General features: G+C 73.6%; 20 protein-coding genes. 6 read left to right on the forward strand and 14 right to left on the reverse strand.

The features are described from left to right. The first annotated feature begins 98 nt into the window (after positions 1 to 98). Positions 99 to 1052 carry a hypothetical protein gene (locus AB0J42_RS03585; protein ID WP_364288424.1) on the forward strand — a complete coding sequence of 318 codons (954 nt, stop codon included), beginning with the start codon at positions 99 to 101 and terminating at the stop codon, positions 1050 to 1052. Here AB0J42_RS03585 and AB0J42_RS03590 read toward each other — a convergent pair. From AB0J42_RS03590 to AB0J42_RS03600, 3 genes are read right to left on the reverse strand one after another with little or no spacing between them, the layout of a single operon-like run. Next, on the reverse strand, positions 1045 to 1695 hold the full coding sequence (locus AB0J42_RS03590; RefSeq protein ID WP_364288427.1) for a response regulator transcription factor: 651 nt from the start codon (positions 1693 to 1695) through the stop codon (positions 1045 to 1047). The genes AB0J42_RS03585 and AB0J42_RS03590 overlap by 8 nt on opposite strands. Beyond that, the gene (locus AB0J42_RS03595) at positions 1692 to 2888 is read right to left on the reverse strand and encodes a sensor histidine kinase (RefSeq protein ID WP_364288430.1); all 1197 of its coding nucleotides are present in this window, start codon (positions 2886 to 2888) and stop codon (positions 1692 to 1694) included. The genes AB0J42_RS03590 and AB0J42_RS03595 overlap by 4 nt, the downstream gene beginning before the upstream one ends. Then, positions 2885 to 3988: an acyltransferase gene (locus tag AB0J42_RS03600; RefSeq protein ID WP_364288433.1), complete on the reverse strand. Its 1104-nt coding sequence runs from the start codon at positions 3986 to 3988 to the stop codon at positions 2885 to 2887. Before AB0J42_RS03600 ends, AB0J42_RS03595 begins: the two co-directional genes overlap by 4 nt. Positions 3989 to 4088: 100 nt before the next feature. Here AB0J42_RS03600 and AB0J42_RS03605 point away from each other — a divergent pair, with 100 nt between their 5' ends. Then, positions 4089 to 4847, forward strand: a complete 759-nt coding sequence (locus AB0J42_RS03605; RefSeq protein WP_364288436.1) for a PIG-L family deacetylase — start codon at positions 4089 to 4091, stop codon at positions 4845 to 4847. Here the strand turns inward: AB0J42_RS03605 and AB0J42_RS03610 are convergent. The 6 genes from AB0J42_RS03610 to AB0J42_RS03635 all read right to left on the reverse strand — a co-directional run bounded on the left by AB0J42_RS03610 (position 4837) and on the right by AB0J42_RS03635 (position 9503). Continuing rightward, on the reverse strand, positions 4837 to 5895 hold the full coding sequence (locus AB0J42_RS03610) for a pyridoxal-phosphate dependent enzyme (RefSeq protein ID WP_364288439.1): 1059 nt from the start codon (positions 5893 to 5895) through the stop codon (positions 4837 to 4839). The two genes, AB0J42_RS03605 and AB0J42_RS03610, sit on opposite strands and share 11 nt — an antisense overlap. A gap of 25 nt (positions 5896 to 5920) precedes the next feature. Next, a complete protein-coding gene (locus AB0J42_RS03615) occupies positions 5921 to 6568 on the reverse strand; it encodes a class I SAM-dependent methyltransferase (RefSeq protein WP_364288442.1) in 648 nt (215 codons plus the stop codon). A gap of 33 nt (positions 6569 to 6601) precedes the next feature. Continuing rightward, positions 6602 to 7276: a transglutaminase domain-containing protein gene (locus tag AB0J42_RS03620; RefSeq protein WP_364288445.1), complete on the reverse strand. Its 675-nt coding sequence runs from the start codon at positions 7274 to 7276 to the stop codon at positions 6602 to 6604. Between the two features lie 9 nt (positions 7277 to 7285). Then, positions 7286 to 8908: a SulP family inorganic anion transporter gene (locus AB0J42_RS03625; protein WP_364288448.1), complete on the reverse strand. Its 1623-nt coding sequence runs from the start codon at positions 8906 to 8908 to the stop codon at positions 7286 to 7288. Between the two features lie 68 nt (positions 8909 to 8976). Further along, the gene (locus AB0J42_RS03630; RefSeq protein WP_364288451.1) at positions 8977 to 9321 is read right to left on the reverse strand and encodes a metalloregulator ArsR/SmtB family transcription factor; all 345 of its coding nucleotides are present in this window, start codon (positions 9319 to 9321) and stop codon (positions 8977 to 8979) included. Further along, the gene (locus tag AB0J42_RS03635; protein WP_364288454.1) at positions 9318 to 9503 is read right to left on the reverse strand and encodes a hypothetical protein; all 186 of its coding nucleotides are present in this window, start codon (positions 9501 to 9503) and stop codon (positions 9318 to 9320) included. The genes AB0J42_RS03630 and AB0J42_RS03635 overlap by 4 nt, the downstream gene beginning before the upstream one ends. Before the next feature lie 137 nt (positions 9504 to 9640). Here AB0J42_RS03635 and AB0J42_RS03640 point away from each other — a divergent pair, with 137 nt between their 5' ends. Then, complete coding sequence (locus AB0J42_RS03640) at positions 9641 to 10090, forward strand: hypothetical protein (protein WP_364288457.1); 450 nt, start codon at positions 9641 to 9643, stop codon at positions 10088 to 10090. A gap of 7 nt (positions 10091 to 10097) precedes the next feature. Here the strand turns inward: AB0J42_RS03640 and AB0J42_RS03645 are convergent, their stop codons facing one another. Further along, on the reverse strand, positions 10098 to 10847 hold the full coding sequence (locus AB0J42_RS03645; protein ID WP_364288460.1) for an SDR family oxidoreductase: 750 nt from the start codon (positions 10845 to 10847) through the stop codon (positions 10098 to 10100). An 86-nt stretch (positions 10848 to 10933) separates the two neighbouring features. Further along, entirely contained in the window at positions 10934 to 12043 is a 1110-nt protein-coding gene (locus tag AB0J42_RS03650) for a hypothetical protein (protein ID WP_364288463.1), read from the reverse strand. A 111-nt stretch (positions 12044 to 12154) separates the two neighbouring features. Here AB0J42_RS03650 and AB0J42_RS03655 point away from each other — a divergent pair, with 111 nt between their 5' ends. The 3 genes from AB0J42_RS03655 to AB0J42_RS03665 are packed head-to-tail and all read left to right on the forward strand — an operon-like array spanning position 12155 to position 14509. Then, the gene (locus tag AB0J42_RS03655) at positions 12155 to 12712 is read left to right on the forward strand and encodes a YHS domain protein (RefSeq protein WP_364288466.1); all 558 of its coding nucleotides are present in this window, start codon (positions 12155 to 12157) and stop codon (positions 12710 to 12712) included. 49 nt (positions 12713 to 12761) lie between these two features. Next, on the forward strand, positions 12762 to 13847 hold the full coding sequence (locus AB0J42_RS03660; protein WP_364288469.1) for a histidine kinase: 1086 nt from the start codon (positions 12762 to 12764) through the stop codon (positions 13845 to 13847). After that, a complete protein-coding gene (locus AB0J42_RS03665; protein WP_364288472.1) occupies positions 13844 to 14509 on the forward strand; it encodes a response regulator transcription factor in 666 nt (221 codons plus the stop codon). The genes AB0J42_RS03660 and AB0J42_RS03665 overlap by 4 nt, the downstream gene beginning before the upstream one ends. Here the strand turns inward: AB0J42_RS03665 and AB0J42_RS03670 are convergent. The 3 genes from AB0J42_RS03670 to AB0J42_RS03680 all read right to left on the reverse strand — a co-directional run bounded on the left by AB0J42_RS03670 (position 14470) and on the right by AB0J42_RS03680 (position 21065). Then, positions 14470 to 15231 (reverse strand): ABC transporter ATP-binding protein, encoded by a 762-nt coding sequence (locus AB0J42_RS03670; protein WP_364288474.1) that lies wholly within the window; start codon positions 15229 to 15231, stop codon positions 14470 to 14472. The two genes, AB0J42_RS03665 and AB0J42_RS03670, sit on opposite strands and share 40 nt — an antisense overlap. A gap of 6 nt (positions 15232 to 15237) precedes the next feature. After that, the gene (locus AB0J42_RS03675) at positions 15238 to 17703 is read right to left on the reverse strand and encodes an ABC transporter permease (protein WP_364289115.1); all 2466 of its coding nucleotides are present in this window, start codon (positions 17701 to 17703) and stop codon (positions 15238 to 15240) included. A 245-nt stretch (positions 17704 to 17948) separates the two neighbouring features. After that, positions 17949 to 21065: a BTAD domain-containing putative transcriptional regulator gene (locus AB0J42_RS03680; RefSeq protein WP_364288476.1), complete on the reverse strand. Its 3117-nt coding sequence runs from the start codon at positions 21063 to 21065 to the stop codon at positions 17949 to 17951. Positions 21066 to 21155 lie beyond the last annotated feature (90 nt).

A 21155-nucleotide genomic window follows, 5' to 3' on the forward strand; every position in this document is an offset into this window, starting at 1 on the left:
TGCGTAGTCATCATGTGGCCGGAACGATAGTTCTCACGGGGATGCGCTTGGTGAACCATAGGCGCCGGATTCACTTCACCGGCAGCGGAGGTTCAGTCATGTTCGGCAAAGGCAACGCCCCAGACGAGGTCGCCACCCCGGTACGCGGAAAGCGCAACCCGAAGCGGGACGCCGTCCACTTCAAGCAGTCGATCTTCGCGAACAAACTCCTCGCCGACAAGCTCTACATCACCACCGAATACGAAACCTTCTACAACTCCAGCAGCGGTGACCGGAAAGCGGATTACGAGACGAAACTGGCCGCCCATTACGACGCCATGAGCACCTTCGATAGCGGATATTTCCGGAAGTCGACGCCACTGGATGCGATGGAAAAATACATAATAGGAACCACAGAGAACAAGTACGAGTTCCTCGCCCAGAACGGCCCGCTCCTGACCGTGCTCCTCAAGCCTGACTCGGACGACTACTTCCACTTCCTGAACTACAATCACCGATCCCGGCAGCGGAAGGAGGCGTTCCGCCGCATCGTCGTCGGGCTCTGGTCACAGGAGAACGCCCTCCCGCTCGCCGACGCCATGATCGCGCTGTTCGAGGATCGCCTGATCAGCCCGTACCTGGCCTCGTTCAAGGTGCTCCTGAGCTTCAACCCCACCAAGCCGAGACCCGACTCGGAGCCGCTCAAGGGCGACAAGGCCGTCATCTACTACCACGCCGACCTCTCCGATCTCAGCACCGACAGGGTCGGGAACACGATCGTCCGCGCCATCGACGGGGCCGTGCCGACGAGCCGCAGGGACGCCAGGTTCGCCCCCTTCTACGAGGAGATCGCGCAAGGCATCGCCTGGGCCGACGAGACGGGCCAGGCCAGCTTCACCCAGGTGCGCGACGACGTGATCAGCCGGGTCGTGCGGGCGAACCAGAACGTCAAGGACGAGGAGGAGTTCTACGAGCTCGTCCTGGCCGAGCTGGAGGAGGACAACGTGAACCCTCTCGCCACCCACCGCTACTTCGCGCTCACCGACACCCCGCCCGCACCCGCGCTCACCTGAGCCCGGGCGGCCGGACCAGGCCCGTCTCGTAGGCGAAGACGGCCGCCTGGGTGCGGTCGCGCAGGCCCAGCTTGACCAGGATGCGGCTGACGTGGGTCTTCACCGTCTGCTCGGCCAGCGCCAGCCGCTCGGCGATCTCCGCGTTCGACAGGCCCTGCGCGATCCGGGTCAGCACCTCGGTCTCGCGCTCGGTCAGGCCGGCGACGCGGTCCATGCTGGGCCGGGGCCCGGCCAGGCGGGCGAACTCGCTGATGAGCCGCCTGGTCACCCCCGGCGACAGCAGGGCGTCGCCGGCGGCCACCACCCGCACCGCCTGGGCCAGCTCGGCGGCCGAGGCGTCCTTCAGCAGGAACCCGGAGGCGCCCGCCCGCAGCGCCTCGTACACGTACTCGTCGAGGTCGAACGTGGTCAGCACCAGCACCTTGACGGCGCCGCTGACCCGGCGGGCCGCCTCGATGCCGCTCAACCGGGGCATCCGGATGTCCATCAGCACCACGTCGGGGGAGAGCTCGGCCACCTTGTCGACGGCGTCGAGGCCGTCCACGGCCTGCCCGACGACCTCGATGCCGGGTTCGGCGTTCAGCAGCACGGTGAAGCCCTGGCGGACCATCGCCTGGTCGTCGGCGACGAGCACCCGGATCATGCGTCGTCCTCCGCGGGGAGCGTGGCGGTCACCTCGTAGCCGCCGCCGGGGACGGGGCCGGCGGCCAGGTCGCCGCCCAGCATGGCGGCGCGTTCGCGCATGCCGAGCAGGCCCAGCCCGGCCCCGCGCGAGGGCGGGGCGGGCCCGGGCGGGGCGGTGTTGCGCACCGTCAGCGCGAGGGTGCGGGGCAGGTACGCGAGCTCGACCCGCACGGAGGAGCCGGGGGCGTGCCGCATGGCGTTGCTGAGCGCCTCCTGGAGGATGCGGAAGGCCGACAGCTCGATGCCCGGCGAGAGCGGCCGGCGTTCGCCGGTGACGGTGGCGGTGACGTCCATGCCCGCGGCCCGGACCTTGGCGATCAGCTCGTCCGTCTGGTCCAGGGTGGGCTGCGGGGCGTCGTCCGCCAGCCCGTCGGACGAGCGGAGCACGCCGAGGACGCGCCGCAGCTCGGCGAGCGCCTCCACGGCGTTCTGCCGGATGCCGGCCAGGTTCTCCTTCAGCTCCGGCGACGGGTTCTCGACCAGGTGCGGGGCCACCTGCGCCTGGATGGAGATCACCGACATGTGGTGGGCGACCACGTCGTGCAGCTCCCGGGCGATCCGGTTGCGCGCCTCCAGCACCGCCCGCCGCGCCCGCTCCTCGGCCGTGACCTCCTCCTGGACGACGAGCTGGGTGCGGGTCACCCGCACGCCCCGCAGCGCGGCCCCGATCACCGCCGCGCCCACGATGACGATCAGCCACACCCCAGCCGCTCCCGTGTGCGAGGCCGGACTGCCGGTCAGGCACGCCAGCGCGGCCAGCACGGTGATCGCCATCATCCCGGCCAGCACCCGCGACCTGACCCGCAGCGCCACCAGCAGCATCAGCGCCGCCTGCAGCCCCATGGCCGAGTGCGACCAGGAGAACGGCGTGCCGGCCTCATGGATCAAGGTCTGCGAGCCCGCCATCATCAGGACGAGCGAGACCCACCAGGCCGGGACCGGCCGGACCAGGGCCAGCACCAGCGCCGCCCCCTGCCCGAGGGCCAGCAGCGAGACGACCGGGTCGCCCTCCAGGCTCGCGTGGTGGATCAGGAAGAACGCCCAGAGCACCACCAGGACGTGCGGCAGCCGGGACAGCGCGCGGGGGCCGCGCATGCGGGGGAGCGGATCCGCCGCCACCGTCCACAGGTCCGACCGCAGGGTCCCGATCACGTCTCCACCCTACGACTCGAAGATCGCTCGTACGTACGGAAAAGCAGGCAGCACAGGGCCAGCGCGGCGGCGAAGACCGGCAGCCAGAGCAGCCGTGCCGCGATCCAGCCGGGTCCGTCGGGGGCGGTGTGCAGGCCGGGCAGGCGGGCGCCGGTGTGCAGCGCGGCGACGGTGACGGCGATCATGGCGGTCTGGTGCCAGAGGAAGACGGTCATGGCCGCGAGGTTGACCGCGGCCACCGCCGCCCACGCGACCGGCCCGGCCAGGAGCCGCCGCAGCGGCCCGGCCAGCAGCGCCGCGGCGCCGCACTGGGCGAGCCCGAAGGCGACGGCGGCCAGGGTGGGCGGGTCCAGGTTCGACACCGGCGCGCCCGGCACCCCGACCATCGCGGCCGGGTACCCGCCCCACGCCACCAGCGCCGCCACGGCGAGCGCGCCGCCGGCCGTCAGCGCCCATCCGGCCGCCGGCCCCGGCAGGCCGCGCCGCGCCCAGGTCAGGCCCAGGCAGTACGGCACGAGCCAGGCCGCCACCACGTTCACCTCGCCCAGCCAGGACGGCCCGCCCAGCCCGTACCGCAGCAGATCGACGCAGGCGACGGCGGCGAGCGGCCACCCCGGGTGCAGCCGCGACACCAGCGGGGTTGCGGCGGTCAGCAGCGCGAACACCAGCAGGAACCAGAGCGGCGACACCGCCAGCTTGCCCAGCACACGCACCGTCTCCAGCTCGGCCCCCGCCACGAACATCGCGCCCACGGCCAGCGCCCACACCGCCGCCGGCGCGCCGACCGGCCGGAACAGGCGGGTCAGCCGTCTTTTCAGCCATGCACCGTACGGACGAGTACGCCGGCCGTTCACCAGCCCGCCCACCAGGAAGAACACGGCCAACGTCTGGAACACCCAGGACACCGGGGCCAGCTCCGGCATCGCCCGCAGCGGGCTGCTCGCGCGCACGGTGTGGCCGGGGACCACCAGCGCGGTCACCAGCCAGTGCCCGAGCACGACGCCGAGGATCGCCGGCGCGCGCAGCCCGTCGATGGCCCGGTCGCGGCCCGGCGGGGTGGCGGTGTCGATCCGGTGGGCGAGGTGGCGCAGGGACGTCATGGGGCGAATCTAGAAATGTCGCCTTGTAGCGCGCGTCCCGCTGGAGAGTGGCTTCGCCCGTGATACTCAAGTACGAGTCCGCGATCTTCGAGGAGGGCCCGTGACCCCGAGCGTGCTGTGCGTGCACGCCCACCCGGACGACGAGGCGATCTGGACCGGCGGCACGCTCGCCCGGTACGCCGACGAGGGCGCCCGCACCGCAGTCGTGACCTGCACCTGGGCGGCGGGCCCCCGGATGGCCGAGCTGCGCACGTCGCTGGAGATCCTCGGCGCGGGCGAGCCGCGCCCGCTCGGCTACGCCGACGCCCGCGATCCGGACTCGGCGCCTGGCCGCCCGCGTTTCCTGGACGTGCCGTTCGACGAGGCGGTGGGCCGGGTGGTCGAGCACATCCGGGAGTTCCGGCCGGACGTGGTGCTCACCTACGACGGGTACGGCGGCTACGGGCATCCCGACCACGTGCACGCCCACCGGGTGACGCTCGCCGCGGTCGAGGCGGCCGGGTACGACCAGCTCTACCCGGGCACGGGCGAGCCCTGGCGGCCCCGCGCCGTCTACCTGGCGACGGTGCCGCGCTCGGTCATCGCGTCGCAGTGGGAGTCGGTCTTCGGCGCGCCGCCGAACCCGGGCCAGACCCTGCCCGGCGTCCCCGACGAGCAGATCACCACGCATCTGGACGTCGGGCCGTGGGCCGAGCGCAAGTGGGCGGCGATCCTGGCGCACGAGACCGAGGTGGCCCGGGGCGGGTCCGTGACGATGCTGACCTCGCTGCCCGAGCAGGCGCGCGCCCAGCTCCTCGGCAACGAGTGGTACCGCCGCATCGGCTACACGGGCGCAGAAGAGACGGCGCTCAGTCTGTGAGGCCCGCCGGGGAGAGCGCCGGGTTCGCGGTGGTGCCTTCGGTGTTGAGCAGCACCACCGCGACGCCGGGGCGCAGGCCGAGCGCCGAGCGGCGCTCATCGGAGCCCAGCGCGGCCCGCACCCCCGCCAGGGAGGCCGCGCCGCACGGTCCCGCGTCGACGCCCAGTGCCAGCAGGTCCCTGGCGGCGCGGGCGCCCTCGTCGTCGGGGACGGCGACGGCCGCGTCCAGGCCGTTCCGCAGGTACGGCCAGGCCAGGCTGGACGGGGTGCCGCAGTTGAGCCCAGCCATGATCGTGTCACCGGTGTCGATCCGCACCGGCTCCCCGGCGCGCAGGCTCGTCAGCACGCAGGAGGCGGTCTCCGGCTCCACGGTCATGACGGCGGTGCCGCGCCGCGCCCGGTAGTGGGTCACGGCCGCCTGGGCGAGAGAGCCGACGCCCGCGGGCACGGCCACCAGCCCCGGCGTCTCGCCGAGCTGCTCGTCCAGCTCCGCGAAGAGGGTCGCGTACCCCTCGACGATCCAGCCGGGCGTCTCCTCGTAACCGGCCCAGGCCGTGTCCTGGACGAGCACCGCGCCCGGCTCGGCGGCGGCCGACGCGGCCTGCTCGACCGCCTCGTCGTAGGCGCCGTCCACCTCGGTGACCTCGGCGCCTTCGCCGGCGATGGCGGCCACGGCCTCGGGGTGCACGCCGCCGGGGACGAACACCCGGGCCCGCTGCCCGAGCAGCGCGGCCATCCGCGCGACGGCCCGGCCGTGGTTGCCGTCGGTGGCGGTGACCAGCGTCAGCGGCCCTTCCCGCCGTTCGAGGACACGGTGGATCGCCCAGGACGCCCCGAGTGCCTTGAACGCCGGCAGCCCCAGCCGCGACGACTCGTCCTTGACCAGCAGCCGTCCCACCCCCAGCTCCTCGGCCAGCGTGGGCAGCTCGATCAGCGGGGTGGGGGAGTAGCCGGTCAGGGTGGCGTGGAACTCCCTGGCCCGGTCCGGCGGGGGCGGGCATTTCCAGTCGCGGGCGGCGGGATTGGCATACCAGTACGAGTTGAGCACCCTCTCATGGTCCCGTGACCTCTCGTCAGGGGTCCAATCGGCGGACTCTCAGCACGTTGTCGGTGCGGGTGCCCGGGGTTCCGTCGGGCGAGTCCTGGGCGCGTTCGAACTCCTCGCAGAGCTCCACCTCCCACTCGCCCGCCGCCAGGTCGAGCGAGTCCAGCACCTCGCGCGGGGTGGGGAAGTGCACGTCCTCCGGGTGGTCGTGCTGCCAGGACGCCCATCCGGCGTGGCCGACGATCAGCAGCGTGCCGCCGGGCGGGACCGCCCGCGCGGCCGCGCGCAGCACCCGCTCGCGCGGCAGTCCGTGGTAGGCGTGCAGGTAGTGCGCGGACACCAGGTCGTACGTGCCCGCGGGGATGGAGTCGGCGAAGTCGTGCCGCTGGAAGTCGATCCGGTCCGCGACTCCCGCTTCGGCGGCGAACCGCGCCGCGCGTTCCAGCGCCACCCCGGAGACGTCGGCCGCCGTCACCCGCCAGCCCCGCTGGGCCAGCCAGATGGCGTCCGCCCCCTCACCGCACCCCAGGTCGAGCGCCGTCCCGGGCTTCAGCCCGGGCACCTCTCTGGCCAGGATCAGGTTCGGCCGCCCGCTCCAGACCCGGCTGCTCTCCCGGTAGCGGGCGTCCCACCAGTCCTCCGCGACGGCTTCGTTCGTACGGTCGATCTTCGACATGACGCACCTCCGTTTCCGGACGATGGTCCGCCCTCACCCGGCAGATCGGCAAACTTCTTTGCCGGTTCGGCAAAATCTCATGGCGAGGTCCGCGGAGACGCGGACAGGCGGGCACAGCGTCTGCCCGTGCCTGTCGAACAGGGCGTCGCGAGAGGAGAAATGGCCCAGATCGGCCACGACGTGGCCGGAGAGGTCGCATGAGGAGCAGGTGACGCCGTCCCAGTCGACAGCCGTGCGGGCGACCGCGTCGAAGAGGGTCTCGCCGCCGCTGTTGGCGAACCCGCCGCCCGCGCGCAGCGTCTCCAGGTCGCCGAAGAGCTCCGAGACCGGCACCCACCGGCCGTCGAGGAGGAACTCGGGCCAGGCCAGGACCACCCGGCGCGGGATCAGCGCCCGCAGCCGGGGAAAGCGCGGATACCAGAATCGCCCGTCGACCAGCAGCCCCCTGACCCGGGTGTGGATCCCGCGGGCCCGGGCGACGGCTTCCAGGAGCGCCAGGCGCTGGCTGCACGAACCCTGCCCGAGGGCGAGGGTGGTGGAGACGGGCTGCTTCTCGTTCAGCGCGTAGATCGGCCGGATCCGTGCGGTGATGAGCCGGTGGGCGGCGATCAGCACAGCGCGATCGTCGCGCGGCTCTCCGGCCTCGGCCGCCAGGCTCAGGATGCGGGGATGTGACCAGTCGAGGATCGGCGTGGCCTCAGGTCGCATCCCCCGATCCTAACCGGCGCCGACCGGGATCATGCCCTTGTGGTGGAGGTGCCGGCGGGCGGCGGCGATCGCCTCGGGAGTGGTGTCGAACACGCGGCCCTCGTCGGCCAGCCGCTGCATCACGCCCAGCGCCTGCAACGGCTTGTGGTGACCGACCTTGAGCCCCGACACGTACACGACGATGCCGCGACTGCGCAGCCGCGAGATGGCGTCGCCGAGCACGAGCGCGCCGCTCGCGTCTATGGTGGTGACGCGGGACATGCGCAGGATCACCACCGACACGTTGGCGACCTCCGTCAGCTCCAGCAGGAAGCGGTGCGCGGCGGCGAAGAACAGCGGCCCGTCCAGCCGGTAGGCGACGATGTGCTCCGACAGCAGCTTCAGCTCTTCGTCGGTGTGGTCGCCCGGCAGGTCCTGGTGGATCGGCATCGCGTCCAGGCGGACCTGGCGCGCGATCGCCCGCAGCGCCAGCGCGCCGGCCACCAGCATGCCGATGATGACCGCCATGACCAGGTCGAGCGCGAGCGTCGCGATAGCGGTCAGCACCAGCACCACGGCATCGCTGCGGGTCGAGCGGACCATCGCCTTGACGGAGCCGGCCTCGACCATCCGGACCGCGGTGGCCAGCAGCACTCCCGCCAGCGCGGCCAGCGGGATCTTCGCCACCAGCCCGGCCGCCGAGTAGATGATCGCGGCCAGGATGGCGGCGTGCGCCAGCGACGCCAGCCGGGAGGTGGCGCCGGAGCGGACGTTCACCGCCGTGCGGGCGATGGCGCCGGTGGCCGGGACACCGCCGAACAGCGGCGAGGCCAGGTTGGCCAGCCCCTGCCCGAACAGCTCGCGGTCGGGGTCATGCTTGTGGTTGACGGTCATGCCGTCGGCGACGGCCGCCGACAGCAGCGACTCCAGCCCGGCCAGCGCGGCGACCGCGATCGCGGGAGCGATCAGCGACGACAGCGCGGCGGGGTCGATGAAGGCGAGCGACGGCGCGGGCAGCCCGGCGGGCAGCTCGCCGATGGCGGCCACCGGAAGGCCGGTCAGCTCGACCACGACGGTGGCGGCGGCCACGGCCAGCAGCGAGAACGGCACCGTCGGCCGCCAGCGCGCCCCCACCAGCATGATCGCGGCGACGGCCAGCGCGATGGCCACCGCCCACCACTGCGGGCGGGCCACGAAGTCCTGCACGGCCTGCCAGGCCACGACGACGACCTTCTCGCCCTCCGGAGTGGGCACGCCGAGCGCGGCGGGCACCTGCTGGAGCCCGATCACGCAGGCGATGCCGATGGTGAAGCCCTCGATCACGGGCGCGGGCACCAGAGCCATGTACTTGCCGGCCCGGGCCAGCGCCAGCGCGACGAGGATGAGGCCCGCGAGCACGCCGACGGTCAGCACGCCGCTGGCGCCGTGCTGGGCCATGATCGGCACCAGCACCACGGTCATCGCGCCGGTCGGCCCCGACACCTGCAGCCCGGAGCCGCCGAACACGGCGGCCAGGGCACCGGCCACCACGGCGGTGGCCAGGCCGGCCTCGGCGCCCATGCCGGACGAGATGCCGAAGCCGAGCGCCAGCGGCAGCGCCACGATGGCGACGGTGAGGCCGGCGAGCAGGTCACGGCGGGGGCGGCGGGTCATCGCCACCATGTCGGCGCGTGCGGGCAGGAGGGAACGAACTCGGGCCCAGCCCGAGGAGAGAAGTCGGTTCAATGAGTTTCGGTCTCCGCCTGCAGCAGTTCGGTGAGGAGCTCACGCTGACCGGTCAGCATCTGGGTCAGCAGCTTGCGGGCGGCGCGCAGCAGCTCGGCCACGTCGCCGCCGGCCAGGGAGTAGACGACGGTGGAGCCTTCGCGATGGGCGGCCACCATGCCGGAGCGGCGCAGCACGGCCAGGTGCTGCGACAGCCCGGTAGGCTCTACTTCGATGGCGGCCAGCAGGTCGCGCACCGGCATCGGGCTTTCCTGCAGCAGCTCCAGGACACGGATTCGTACGGGGTGTCCGAGGAGGCGGAACAGCTCCGCCTTCGCCTCGTACAGAGGCACAGACTTCACGCGGCCACTCCGCCGTCGGGGCCGAGCTCGATGTCGTGGTCGCGGGCCACCCTCTGGACGTCGTCCCACTCGCCCTCGGCGACGATCAGCGCCTCCGGGTCGTCATCGCGGCGCGCCGTCTCCAGTGCGGCGCGCACCTGGCGCGCCCGCTCCCTGATCGCGGCGGCGAAAGGCCCGCTCACATTCCACCCCTATTCTAAGACAGTCATCTTCCATGCTACCTCATCAATTGCGAAAATGCGCAATTGGTGCACAGCATGATCACGCAACCGGCTCGGATGCGAGGAGTGGGGGCCCCGGCGGCGCGTAGCGTGACCCCATGGCTTCCATCACCTGCGTCGTCCTGGAGGTGGACGACCCCGACGCGGCCGGCGCCACGGCGCTGAAGCCGGCCGCGAAGTCGCTCTGGGGCTACGGCGGGGTCGTCCAGGCCCCCGACGGCACGATCTGGACGGTCGCGTCCTCCTCCAAGAAGGACACCGGCCCCGCCACCCGACACATCGACGAGATGGTGCTCCAACTCGGCGTCGCCGACGTGGCCGCGAGCAAGCGGTTCTACGCCGACCGCGGCTTCGCCGTGGGCCGGAGCTTCGGCCGCCGCTACGTCGAGTTCGACACGAGCCAGGTCAGGCTGTCCCTCCACAAGCGCCGGGCCCTGGCGAAGGTCGCGGGCGTGGCCCCCGACGGCACCGGCTCGCACCGGCTGGCCGTCGCGGGCGACGCCGGTTCCTTCACCGACCCGGACGGCTTCGCCTGGGAGCCGGCCTGACGGCTCGTCACATCTGGTTCAGGCCGCCGTCGACGGACAGGCTCGAACCGGTGATGAAGCTGCTCTGCTCCGAGGCCAGGAAGGCCACGGCGGCGGCGACCTCCTCCGGGCGCCCCAGCCGGCCCAGCGGCACGCGCCCGCCCAGCTGCCGCCTGAAGTCGTCGGGCCGCTCCGGGTCGGGGGCCAGCCCCGCCAGGCCGGGAGTGTCGATCGGGCCGGGCGTGACGGTGTTGACCCGGATGCCGCGCTCCTTGAGCTCGTTGGCCCAGGTACGCGCGAACGAGCGGGTGGCGGCCTTGGCCGCCGCGTACACGCCGAACGCCTGATCGCCGGCCTCCGCGTTGGTGGAGCCGTTCAGGATCACCGAGGCTCCGTCGTTGAGCAGGGGCAGCGCCTTCTGGACGGTGAAGAGCGTGCCCCGGGCGTTGATGCCGAAGAGGGTGTCGAAGTGCTCCTCGGTGATCTCCTCCAGCCTGGCGAACTCGGCGATCGATGCGTTCGCGAACAGCACGTCCAGGCCCCGGCCCCGGTCGCGGACCGTGTCGTAGAGCCGGTCCAGGTCGTCCAGATTCGCGATGTCGCCGAGCACGCCGGTGGCCGACGACCCCAGTGACTGGACGGCCGCGTCGAGCTCCGTCTTGCGCCGGCCGGTGATGAACACGTACGCACCCTCGGCGACCAGCCTCGCGGCACTGGCCAGACCGATCCCGGTGCTGCCTCCGGTGACGACAGCGGTCTTGCCCTCAAGTAGCCCCATGAGAGATGTCCTTCTTCCGAAATTTTGGATCGGTCAGTTCAATAGTCGACTGTAGCACCTTCTGTAACGATCGATCCAAAAGGGGTCTACCAGGTGGCGTCGGGTGACAGGCCGCCGGAGGGCCGGCCGATCGGGACCGAGTCGCTGGAGCCGTCCCGCAGGTCCGTGCGGTGCAGCCGCCAATCCTGGGTGTAGAGCAGGTGACGTCCGGTGCCGTCGAGGTCGAACCGGATGCTGAACGACGCGCCCCGGGGCGGGGACAGCCGGGCGAGCACCTCCGGCTCCCCGCCGCCGACGGGAACGCGCTCGATGTCGTGGCCCGCCGAGTAGATCAGCGACTCGCCGTCCGGGGCGTAGGCCACCGACCCCAGCAGCGGCATACCGGTCATCGGCCTGACCAGGCGGGTGGCGGCGAGCAGGTCGGAGCCGGGGGCGGCGAGGTCCAGCTCGCCGATGCCCCAGCCGCCGTTCGCCACGGCGATCCGCCGCCCGTCGGGGGACCAGGACAGGCCGGTCACCGCCGGACCCTCTCCGGCCGCCCAGTCGCGCCGCGCCCCGGTGGCGATGTCGACCACGGCGACGATCGCGCCTCCGGGGAGCATGTCGGCGAAGGCGAACCTGGTCCCGTCATGGCTCATGGCCAGCACCGGCCGCATTCCGGCGATCTTCCCGCCGGAGTGCGGGACCGGCTCGGGCGGGCCGGGATGCCCGTTCCCGTCGAGACGTACCCGGAAGAACCGCACCTCCCCGAGCCCGGTATGGCCGGAGAGCAGGAACGTGCGGTTGTCCGGCGCCGCCGCCGCGAGCTTCCACGACGACTCGACCCCCGGCGGCAGCGGGACCTCCGCGATCAACCGCCCGGTCGCGGCGTCGTGCACGGCAGGCGGCACAGGCGTGAGGTCCGCCGTCTTGGACCCGTCGGGGAAACGGACGACGGCCGTCCTGGCGGTGACGAAGAACCGCGGCGGCCCAGTCGCGGCGAGCGGAGCCCCGGTCGCCATCGGCGCCGCCAGGGACGACGCCAGATCCGGCCGGGACGGCGTCGGCGAGGGCTCTGCCGGCGGCCCCGGACTGGGGGTCATCGACCCGGATGGAGGAGCGAGGATGGCCTCGCGTCCGGCGGCCGGGTCCTCGCCGCAGCCCGCCACCTGCGTCAGCACCAGGAGCACGGCGAGGGCGGCGGCGCGGGGAGACATGCGCCGATCATGAGCCGCTGCCGGAGCGGCGTCAAACATGACAGGCACCTGTGCGCCGCCTGACAGCGCGTTCCCGCACGCTCGGGGCGGAAACCGTGAGGAAGGACGGACATGCTGTTCATCGAGGTCAACGCACGCCCGGGCGCGTTCGGCGAGGAGGAGCTGCGGCGGCTGGCCGCCGGGCTGACGCCCAGCCGGCTCTTCGAGGGCACCGAGGAGGCCGCGGACCCGGGCGTGCTGGCCCTGCTCGACTCGCTCGGCCACGTCGTGGTGCACGAGCCCGCCGTCTGGGTGACCAGCGGCCCGGCGCGGTGCGTGGTGAACGTGTACGCGCCCGCGTGGGCGAAGGAGATGAGCGAGCACCTCATCACCCGGGTCACCGCCGCGGTGCCGGGCGGTGACGTGATCGTGCACGTCTTCGGCGTGCCCCAGGGCGGGTACGGAGTCGCGGGCCGGGTCCACCGGTCGACCGACGTCCTGTCCCTGATCGAGGGCGCCAAGCGGCAGGCACCCGAAGACGCGCCCCCGGGCACCTACGTCGACCCGGTGTGCGGGGCCACGATCCGCCAGGACCGGGCGGTCACGCTGGAACTGGGCGGGACCACGTACGGATTCTGCTGCGCTCACTGCCGCGCCCACTTCACCAAGCAGCCACAGCCCGCGCACTGATTCACCGAGCAGGCGCGGGCACTGATCGTTCACGACATACGCTGGGCCCATGTCGTGGCTGACGCTCGGCCGGGCGCGGCGCGCCCAGCTGGGCGATCTCGCGCCCGCCCTCGTGGTGCTCGCGCTGGAGCTGCCCGACGCTCTGGCGGCGGCGTCCCCGAAGGGCATCCTGGTGTCGGTCAGCGCCGCCGCGCTGATGCCGCTGAGCCGCCGCCACCCGGTCCCGGTGGCCCTGCTCACCGGGGTGCTCTACGCGGTGGGCACGCTGCCGCCCGGCTACGACGCCCCGGTCAGCGCCGTGCTGATCGCGCTCTACCGGGTGGGCCGGCACGCCCCCGCCGCCGCGTCGCTCGGGACCTCGGCGGCGGTCGTGGCGGGCGCGGCCTGGCTGCACCAGCCGTCGCTGGGCGGCCCTCCGGGGACGGCCCTGGCGCTGCTGCTCACCCCGGCGGCGCCGATCGCGGCCGGTCACATCCTGCGCCTGCGCGCGGAGCTGGCGCGCCGCCGCGAGCAGGACGCGGCCGAGCGCGCCGTACGGGAGGAACGCCGGCGCATCGCCCGCGAGCTGCACGACGTCATCGCCCACCACGTCAGCGTCGTCAACCTCTACATGGGCGTGGCCAGAAGGCAGATCCCGGCCGACCCTGAGCAGGCGGGGCGGACGCTGCTCACCGGGGAGGAGACGGCCCGGCAGGCGATGGCGGAGATGCGGCAGCTCCTCGACGTCCTGCGAGCCGACGGCGAGGAGGCGGACGACCATTCCGGTGTCGGGGTGGCCCGGCTGCCCGTGCTGGTCGAGGAGTCCGGCGACGCCGAGCTGACCATCACGGGAGAGGCCGTCACGCTGCCCGCGACCGTCGACCACGCGGTCTACCGGATCGTCCAGGAGGCGCTCACCAACACCCGCAAGCACGCGGCGGGCGCCCGGTCCCGCGTCCGGCTCGCGTTCTCACCGGGCCTGGTCGAAGTGGAGGTGGCCGACGACGGGCCCGGCACGTCCGCCCCCGGGGTGGGGCTGGGCCTGGCCGGGATGGCCGAGCGGGTCTCACTCTGCGGCGGCGAGCTCAAGGCCGGGCCGGCGCCCGAGGGCGGTTTCGTGGTGCGCGCCCGCATCCCCCTGCTGGAGAAGACGTGATCAGAGTGCTGCTCGTGGACGACCAGGTGCTGGTCCGCGCGGGGCTGCGGATGCTGCTGGAGACCGGCGACGGTCTCGTGGCCGCCGGCGAGGCGGGCGACGGCCACGAGGCGGTACGGAGGAGCCGCGAACTGCGCCCCGACGTGGTGCTGATGGACCTGCACATGCCCGGCATGGACGGGGTGACGGCCACCGAGCGGATCGTCGCCGAGCTGCCACGGACCCGGGTGCTGGCGCTGAGCACGTTCGACCTGGAGGAGAACGTCGTGGCGGCGCTGCGCGCGGGCGCCTCCGGCTTCCTGCCCAAGGACGTCTCGCCGGAGGAACTGATCGAGGGCATCAGGATCGTCCACCGGGGCGAGGCCACGCTCGCGCCCCGGCTGCTGCTCCGGCTCATCGCCACGTTCGTCCGCCCGTCCAGGCCGCGGGCGGTCGAGGTGCCCGCCGAGCTGTCCGCACTCACCGTCCGCGAGCGGCAGATGCTGGAGCTCATCGCGCATGGGCTGTCCAACCAGGAGATCGCCGACGACACCGGGCTGGCCCTGTCGACGGTGAAGAACCGGGTGAGCGACCTGTTCGCCAAGCTCGGTGTCCGTGACCGGGCCCAGGCGGTGATCGTCGCCTACGAGGCGGGCCTGGTGACGCCCGGCCGACGCGGCTGACCGGTGATCGCCGCCGCCAGCCGCTCCGCCGTCGGGGCCTCCATGACGTCCGCCGGCCGCCCGTCGGCGAGGAAGAGCACCCGGTGGGCGTGCGCGGCCACGGCGGCGTCGTGGGTGACCATGACGACGGTCTGCCCGAGACCGTCGGCGATGCCGCGCAGCATGGCCAGGATCTCCTGGCCGGAGCGGCTGTCGAGGTTGCCGGTCGGCTCGTCGGCGAAGACGACCTCCGGCCGGGCCGCCAGCGCCCGGCAGATCGCCGTGCGCTGCTGCTGCCCGCCGGACAGCTCGTGCGGGCGGCGATGTACGTGCCTGGCGATGCCTGCTCTGTCGACCAGTTCCCGCATCCACTCCGGGTCGGGCCGCCGGCCCGCCAGCCGCAGGGGCAGCTCGATGTTCTCCCGCGCGGTCAGCGCCGGGAGCAGGTTGAACGCCTGGAACACGAACCCCACCCGTTCCCTGCGCATGGCGGCCAGCTCGGCCTCCTTCAACACGCCCAGGTCGGCGCCGCCGATGCGGACCGTGCCCGAAGTGGGCCGGGTCAGCCCCGCCGCGCACTGCAGCAGCGTGGTCTTGCCCGACCCGGACTGCCCCATCACGGCGGTGAACGAACCGCGGGCGAAGCCGTAGGTGACGTCCTCCAGGGCGGTGACGGCCGAGGCGCCCGTGCCGTAGACCTTGCCCACGCGGTCGAGCCGGACCACGAGTTCACCGTTGTGCATTCCGGTTCACCTTTCGTTCCTCATGCTCGTACGTACGACCAGCAGTGATCCCGCCAGCGCGGCCGGCAGCGCGCAGCCGCCGAGCAGCGCGGTCCAGCCGAACGGGACGAACGACGCCGCCACCGCGAGCCCCGCCCCGGCCGTCACGGCCTGCACCGACGCCAGGGCGGCGGCCGCGGCCAGCGCGAGGGCGAGGGAGGGCAGCACGGTGAGCACGTTCTCCCCGCACACCATCCGCATCACCTGGCCGCGGCGCATCCCGAGCCGCCACATCCCGGCGAACTCCCGCCTGCGGTCCAGCAGCGCCAGGCACAGGCCGTTGACCGCCGCGACCAGGCAGAAGACCGCGATCAGCACCGACAGGTATGGCAGCAGCCGGTTGTTGTCGGCGCTCAGCGCCGCCTGGTGCAGGATGTATCCCTGCCGGTCGTACGCGGCGGCCGTACCCCCGGCCTGCTCGACGGTCTCCCGGTCGAGCGGGCCTCGCACGTACAGCGCTCCGTACGGCTGCGTCTGCAGGTGCGCGGCGGAGCGGGGGAGCGCGGGCAGGACCGCCTGGCCGAGCTCTCCGGTGTACGGATAGGTGGCGGCGACGGTGTAGACCTCGTCCTCGGTGGTGCCGGGCAGGCGGATCCGCATCGGCGTGCCGATCCGGGCCGCCGTCTCCTCGGTGACGGCGATCTCCCGCTCGCCCAGGGCGTCGAGCGGGCGGCCGCGCACGGGCAGGTCCAGCACGCGGGCGAGGTCGCCGGTGACGAGCGTCCCGCTGAGGCGGAGCGGGGGCCCGCCGTCCTGCGGTGTCATGGTGAGGGGCAGCATCCGGATGCCGACCGCACCGGTGGCCCGGCGCAGCTGCTCGTCCAGGCGGTTGTTGCCGCCGTCCGGGATCAGCACGTGATCGGCCCGGAGCGTCCGGGCCACGTCGTCGGCCCGGCGCCAGTCGTAAAAGGACTGCGTCGCGACAACCGCGCCGACCAGGGTCACGCCGAGCGTGAGCGCCCCCGCGGCCCCGGCGAACCGGCGGTGGTGGAACAGCACGTTCGCCACCGGCAGGAACACGCCCGCTCCTCCTGCGCGGTCCGCCCACGGCCGCAGCGGCGCGACCACGGCCGGCACGAACCACGGCGCCACCAGCCCAACCCCGGCCACGACCAGGCACAACCGGCTGAAGTCCGCGCTCAGGGCGACGAGCCGGCCGCCGCCGATCAGGCCCTGGGCCGGGACCAGGACCAGGGCCGTGCCCAGCAGCGCCAGCCCGGTCACCAGCCGCCCCCGGCTCAGCTTGCGGCCTTCCGCGGGGGCCTCGCCGAGCGCGTCGCCGGGACGGATCCGCAGCGCCCGCCGCACCGCCACCAGGCTCGCCGGCAGCGCGACGGCCACCGTGAACAGCGACGCCCCCAGAGCCGCGAGCGGATGATGATCCACCGCGAACGACACGTTCACCACACCGAAGTCCCGCAGCCGGCCGGCCACCAGCGGCGCGAGCAGCGCGCCGAGCGGCACTCCTGCCGCGGCGGCGGCCAGCGAGAGCAGCAGCCCTTCCGCGAGCAGCATCCTGCGGATCTGCCCCGGGCGGGCGCCCACGGCCCGCAGCACCGCGATCTCCGTGCTCCGGCGCCGCACCGACACCCCCAGGGCGGCGGCGACCATGCCCACCGCCACCACCGCCGTGGTCGCCACCAGGAACCAGAGCGTGTTGAACGCGCCGGCGGACGCCCCGCCGGGCGACGCGTTCCCCTCCGCGACGCCCCGGCCCGGGCCTGTCGCGACGCGGACTACCTCCGCGCCCGGCTGGTTGTACGACCGCAGTACCCCCGCCACGGCCTCCCGCAGCTCGCCCTCGCCGATGCCCCGCCTGGGAAAGACGCCGAGTTGGTCGGCCCCGCCGCGCCGCCCGGCCAGCCGCTCCGCGTGCTCGTCCGCGAAGAACAGCGCCGACTGGTGCCGCCACCGCGCCGGCGTCCCGGCCACCCCCACCACCTCGTGCGGCCGGGGCACCCCGCCCACCCGCACCTCCACCCGGTCCCCGACCGCGATCCCTGACTCCCCGGCCAGTGTCGCGTCCACTACGACCTCGCCCGCCTTGTGCGGCGGCCTGCCCTGCTCGATCCGGAACGGGGTCAGCCGGGCGCTGCTCCACCCGTGCCCCCACGGGCTCCGGTACTGGTCCTCCGCCCCGTACACAGCGCGGCCTCGGACGGCCAGCGGCGCGACGAAGCTCAGCTCCGGCACCGCCGCCGCCACCTGCGGCAACGCACGCACCTCCGCCACCAGACCGGGTGATATCGCCCCCGGGATACCACCCGTCGTGACCACCAGCGGAGTCCCGGCGAACCGCTCCACCACGGGCGGCTGCCGATCGGTCGAATCGACGACGAACCAGAGCGCGCTCATCACCGCCGAGGCGAGGACGAGGGTGATCAGCGCACCCATCACGCTGCCCGGATGCCAGCGCACCGTCCGCCACGCCATCCCCAGCAAGAAAGCCTCCTACGAGGTCACACCGCCTCACCCGGCCAACTCTTCCGCCGCCGTCAGCCTGGATCGTCCTCACCGGGCATGATCTTCAGGAGGTACGCCGGTACTGCGCCGTGCGCGCCGTCGGTACCTAGGTCCCGGGTTACGCGCCCGGCCGAGGAGAACCGGCGCGAGACGCCTGCGCGACCACAAGCGGCGCCTACGGTGCGGGCGCTCTTCTTGGCGGAGGAGCGCTGCGACTACGTCAGGCCGGGCGCGAGGTGGTCACGGATCAAGGCCAGGGCCTGGTCGGGGGTCGTGTCGCGGCCTCGGGCGTACGCGGTCTCGTACCGCTCGGCGCCGACGGTGGCGCGGAGTTGCGGGGCAAGGCGTACGAGGTCGTGATCGAGCGCGTCCAGGGCACCGATCAGGGCGTGCGCGGCGCCGAGCAGTTCGACGGCATCGATGCAGCGCTCCTCGAAGGCGAGAAGGTGCGCCAGGTGGGCAGCGGTGATGGCGGCCAGCGACGGCTCACCGCGACCGGCGTCCAGGGCGAAGACGAAACGCTCCCTCGCCTCCGCCGGCTCGCCCCGCTCCAGAGCGACCCGCGCCCGCGCGCACGCCAGCGTGACGACGAACACCGGATCCGCGGCGCCGCCGGGTTCGGGGTCGATCGCGGCGTGTGCGCGGAGGTGGGCTTCGGCCTGCCGGTAGTGGGTGTCGGCGGCGGTGAGGTCGCCGTCGCGGCGGGCCAGGTCGCCGAGGGTGAACTGGATGTACGCCGGGAGGTCGCCGGGGGTGCCTGGCAGGGTGGCCAGGGTTTCGAGGTCGGCGCGGGCCGTCGCCGTGTCGCCTGCGCGGGCCCGTGCTTCGGCGAGCCAGACGCGCTGGTGTGCGGCGTCGTCGGACGGGTCGAGTTCGCGGAGGAGGTGTACCGCCTCTTCCAGTGCGGACACCGCCTCACGGAACGCGCCGCCGTTGGTGCGTACGTCGGCCAGGGACGTCAGCGCCCACGCCAGCCCGGCCCGCTCACCGACCGCGCGGAAGCCGGCGACCGCGAGCTCCAGGTCGTGGCCCATGCCCGCGGTGTCGCCCGCGTTGCCCAGCAGGACGGCGCGGACGAGCCGCAGCATGGCCCGGGTCCAGGCGTCCGGGTGGGGGAGCCGCTGCTCGATCGCCGCCAGGGCCGCCGGTTCGTCCCCGGAGGCGGCGGCGAGGACCGGTTCGACCAGGACGGCCAGGGGGTGGTGTGCGTCCTCCTTGTCTGTTAGGCGGAGGTGGGCGGCTTCCTCCGGGGGCATCTCCAGGCCCGCCCAGGTGGTGGCCGCCAGCAGGTGGAGGGCGCCTGCGATGGTGCGGGTCTCGGCGGGGGCGCGGCCGGGGGTGTCCAGGGCCAGGCGGGTCCAAGACTCCATGGCCTGCCGGTCGCCTCGTACGAGCCAGAAGACGCCCAGCGCGACGCAGAGCCGCAGCGCGCCCGCCGCGTCGCCCGTCTCGTGGGCGAAGCGGAGTGCGGCGAGCAGGTTGGCGCGTTCGGCGGCGAGCCGGGTGATCCAGGGGAGTTGCCCGGCCTCGCGCAGATGGGGTTCGGCGCGGGCGGCCAGGCCGGTGAAGTAGGCGGCGTGGGCGGCGCGGACCCGGGCGAGTTCCCCGGACTCGATCAGTTCGCGCAGCCCGTACTCCCTGATCGTCTCCAGCATCCGGTAGCGCTCGCCGTCGAACCGCAGCAGCGACCGGTCGGCGAGCGCCGCCGGCAGGTCCGGGCGGGCGGCGGCGACGGCCTCCGCGCTCTCCACGGTGATGCCGCCGGGGAAGGCCGCCAGCCTGCGGGCCAGCCGCCGCTCGTCCTCTTCCAGCAGGTCCCACGTCCAGGCGACCACGGCGCGCAGCGTGCGATGGCGCGGCTCGGCCGCCCGGCTGACCCCCGAGAGCAGGGCGAACCGGTCGTCCAGGCGGGCCACCAGTTCGTCCAGCGGGAACGAGCGGAGCCGGGCCGCGGCCAGCTCGATCGCCAGCGGCAGGCCGTCCAGCCTGCGGCAGACCTCGTCCACCAGGCCAGGGTCGCGCACCGTGAATCCCGGCCGCGCGGCTGCCGCCCGCTCGGCGAACAGCCTCGCCGCGGCGTCCGGCTCCAGCGGCGGGACCTGCAGCACCGTCTCGCCCGGCACGCCCAGCGGCTCCCGGCTGGTGGCGAGCACGCGCAGCTCCGGCGCGCGGCCCAGCAGGTACGTGACGACACGGGCGGTCTCGCCCGCCACCCGCTCGCACCCGTCGAGCACCAGCAGCGAACCCGGCAGCGCCTCGGCCACCCGGTCGAGCAGCCGTCCCCCGCCGAACGCCGCCTCCCGCACCCCGACCGCCCGCGCTATGGCGAGCACCACTCCGGCCGCCTCAGCATGAGAGGGCTCCGTGCGCCTCCCGTCGGACGAGACGTCCGGAGGGTTCGGGTGCTCAGGGCCCTCTCCGAGGGGGGACAGTTCGACCAGCCAGGCCGTGGGTAAATGGCCGGCGGCTTCGATGGCCAGGCGGGTTTTGCCGACGCCGCCCGGACCGGTGAGCGTCACCAGGCGCGTCGCCCGTACCGCGTCCAGCGTCTCCGCGAGGTCGTCCGCCCGGCCCACGAGGGACGTGAGCGCCGCCGGGAGGTTGCCGGGTCGGGGGCGTCGTTCGTCGTGCAGCAGCTCAAGATGGATCTCCCGCAGCTCGGCCCCGGGGTCGGTGCCCAGTTCGGCGGCCAGGAGCCTGCGGGCGTCCTCGTACGAAGCGAGCGCCTCGGCCCGTCTGCCCTCCGCGGCCAGGGCTCTGATGAGCAGGGCGTGCAGCCGTTCCCGGAGCGGGTGCGCGGCCGCGAGGGCTTCCAGCTCGGCCACCAGCCCTTCGGCCCGGCCGCAGGACAGCGCCGCCTGGGCGTGGTCTTCGCGGGCCGCCAGCCGCAGTTCCTCCAGCCGCCGCCGGACCGGTTCCGGTACCTCGGCCGGCGGGTCGCCCCGCCACAGCCCGAACCCCTCCTCCAGCAGCCGCAGCGCCGCCTCCGCCCGCCCGGCGGTCAGGGCTCGCCGTCCCTCGCCGGCGAGGCGTTCGAACCGGCGGGCGTCCACCGCGTCGGGGTCGGCGTCGAGCCGGTAGCCGCCGCCCGCCGACACCAGCCGGCCGGCGGGCAGGGCCCGGCGCAGCCGGGACACCAGCGACTGCAGCGCGTTGGCCGGGTCGCCGGGCGTCCCCTCGGGCCAGAGCGTCTCCGCCAGCGTCTCCGTCGTCACGGTGCGCCCGGCGTCGAGGGCGAGGCGGGTCAGCAGCGTACGGAGGCGCGCCCCGCCGACGGGCACCCGTTCCCCGTCGGCCGTGACCTCGAGTGGCCCGAGAATGTGCACCCGCATGCCACCAACGTAGTTCGCTGGGAAGGATTTCCGGCGAACCTGTCCGGACCGGGTGGGCGGCTCCGACGTCTCCGGTGAAAGGCATCGAGA

Origin of the sequence: Nonomuraea sp. NPDC049649 (genome assembly GCF_040675175.1) — a bacterium.
Taxonomy (GTDB): Bacteria; Actinomycetota; Actinomycetes; order Streptosporangiales; family Streptosporangiaceae; genus Nonomuraea.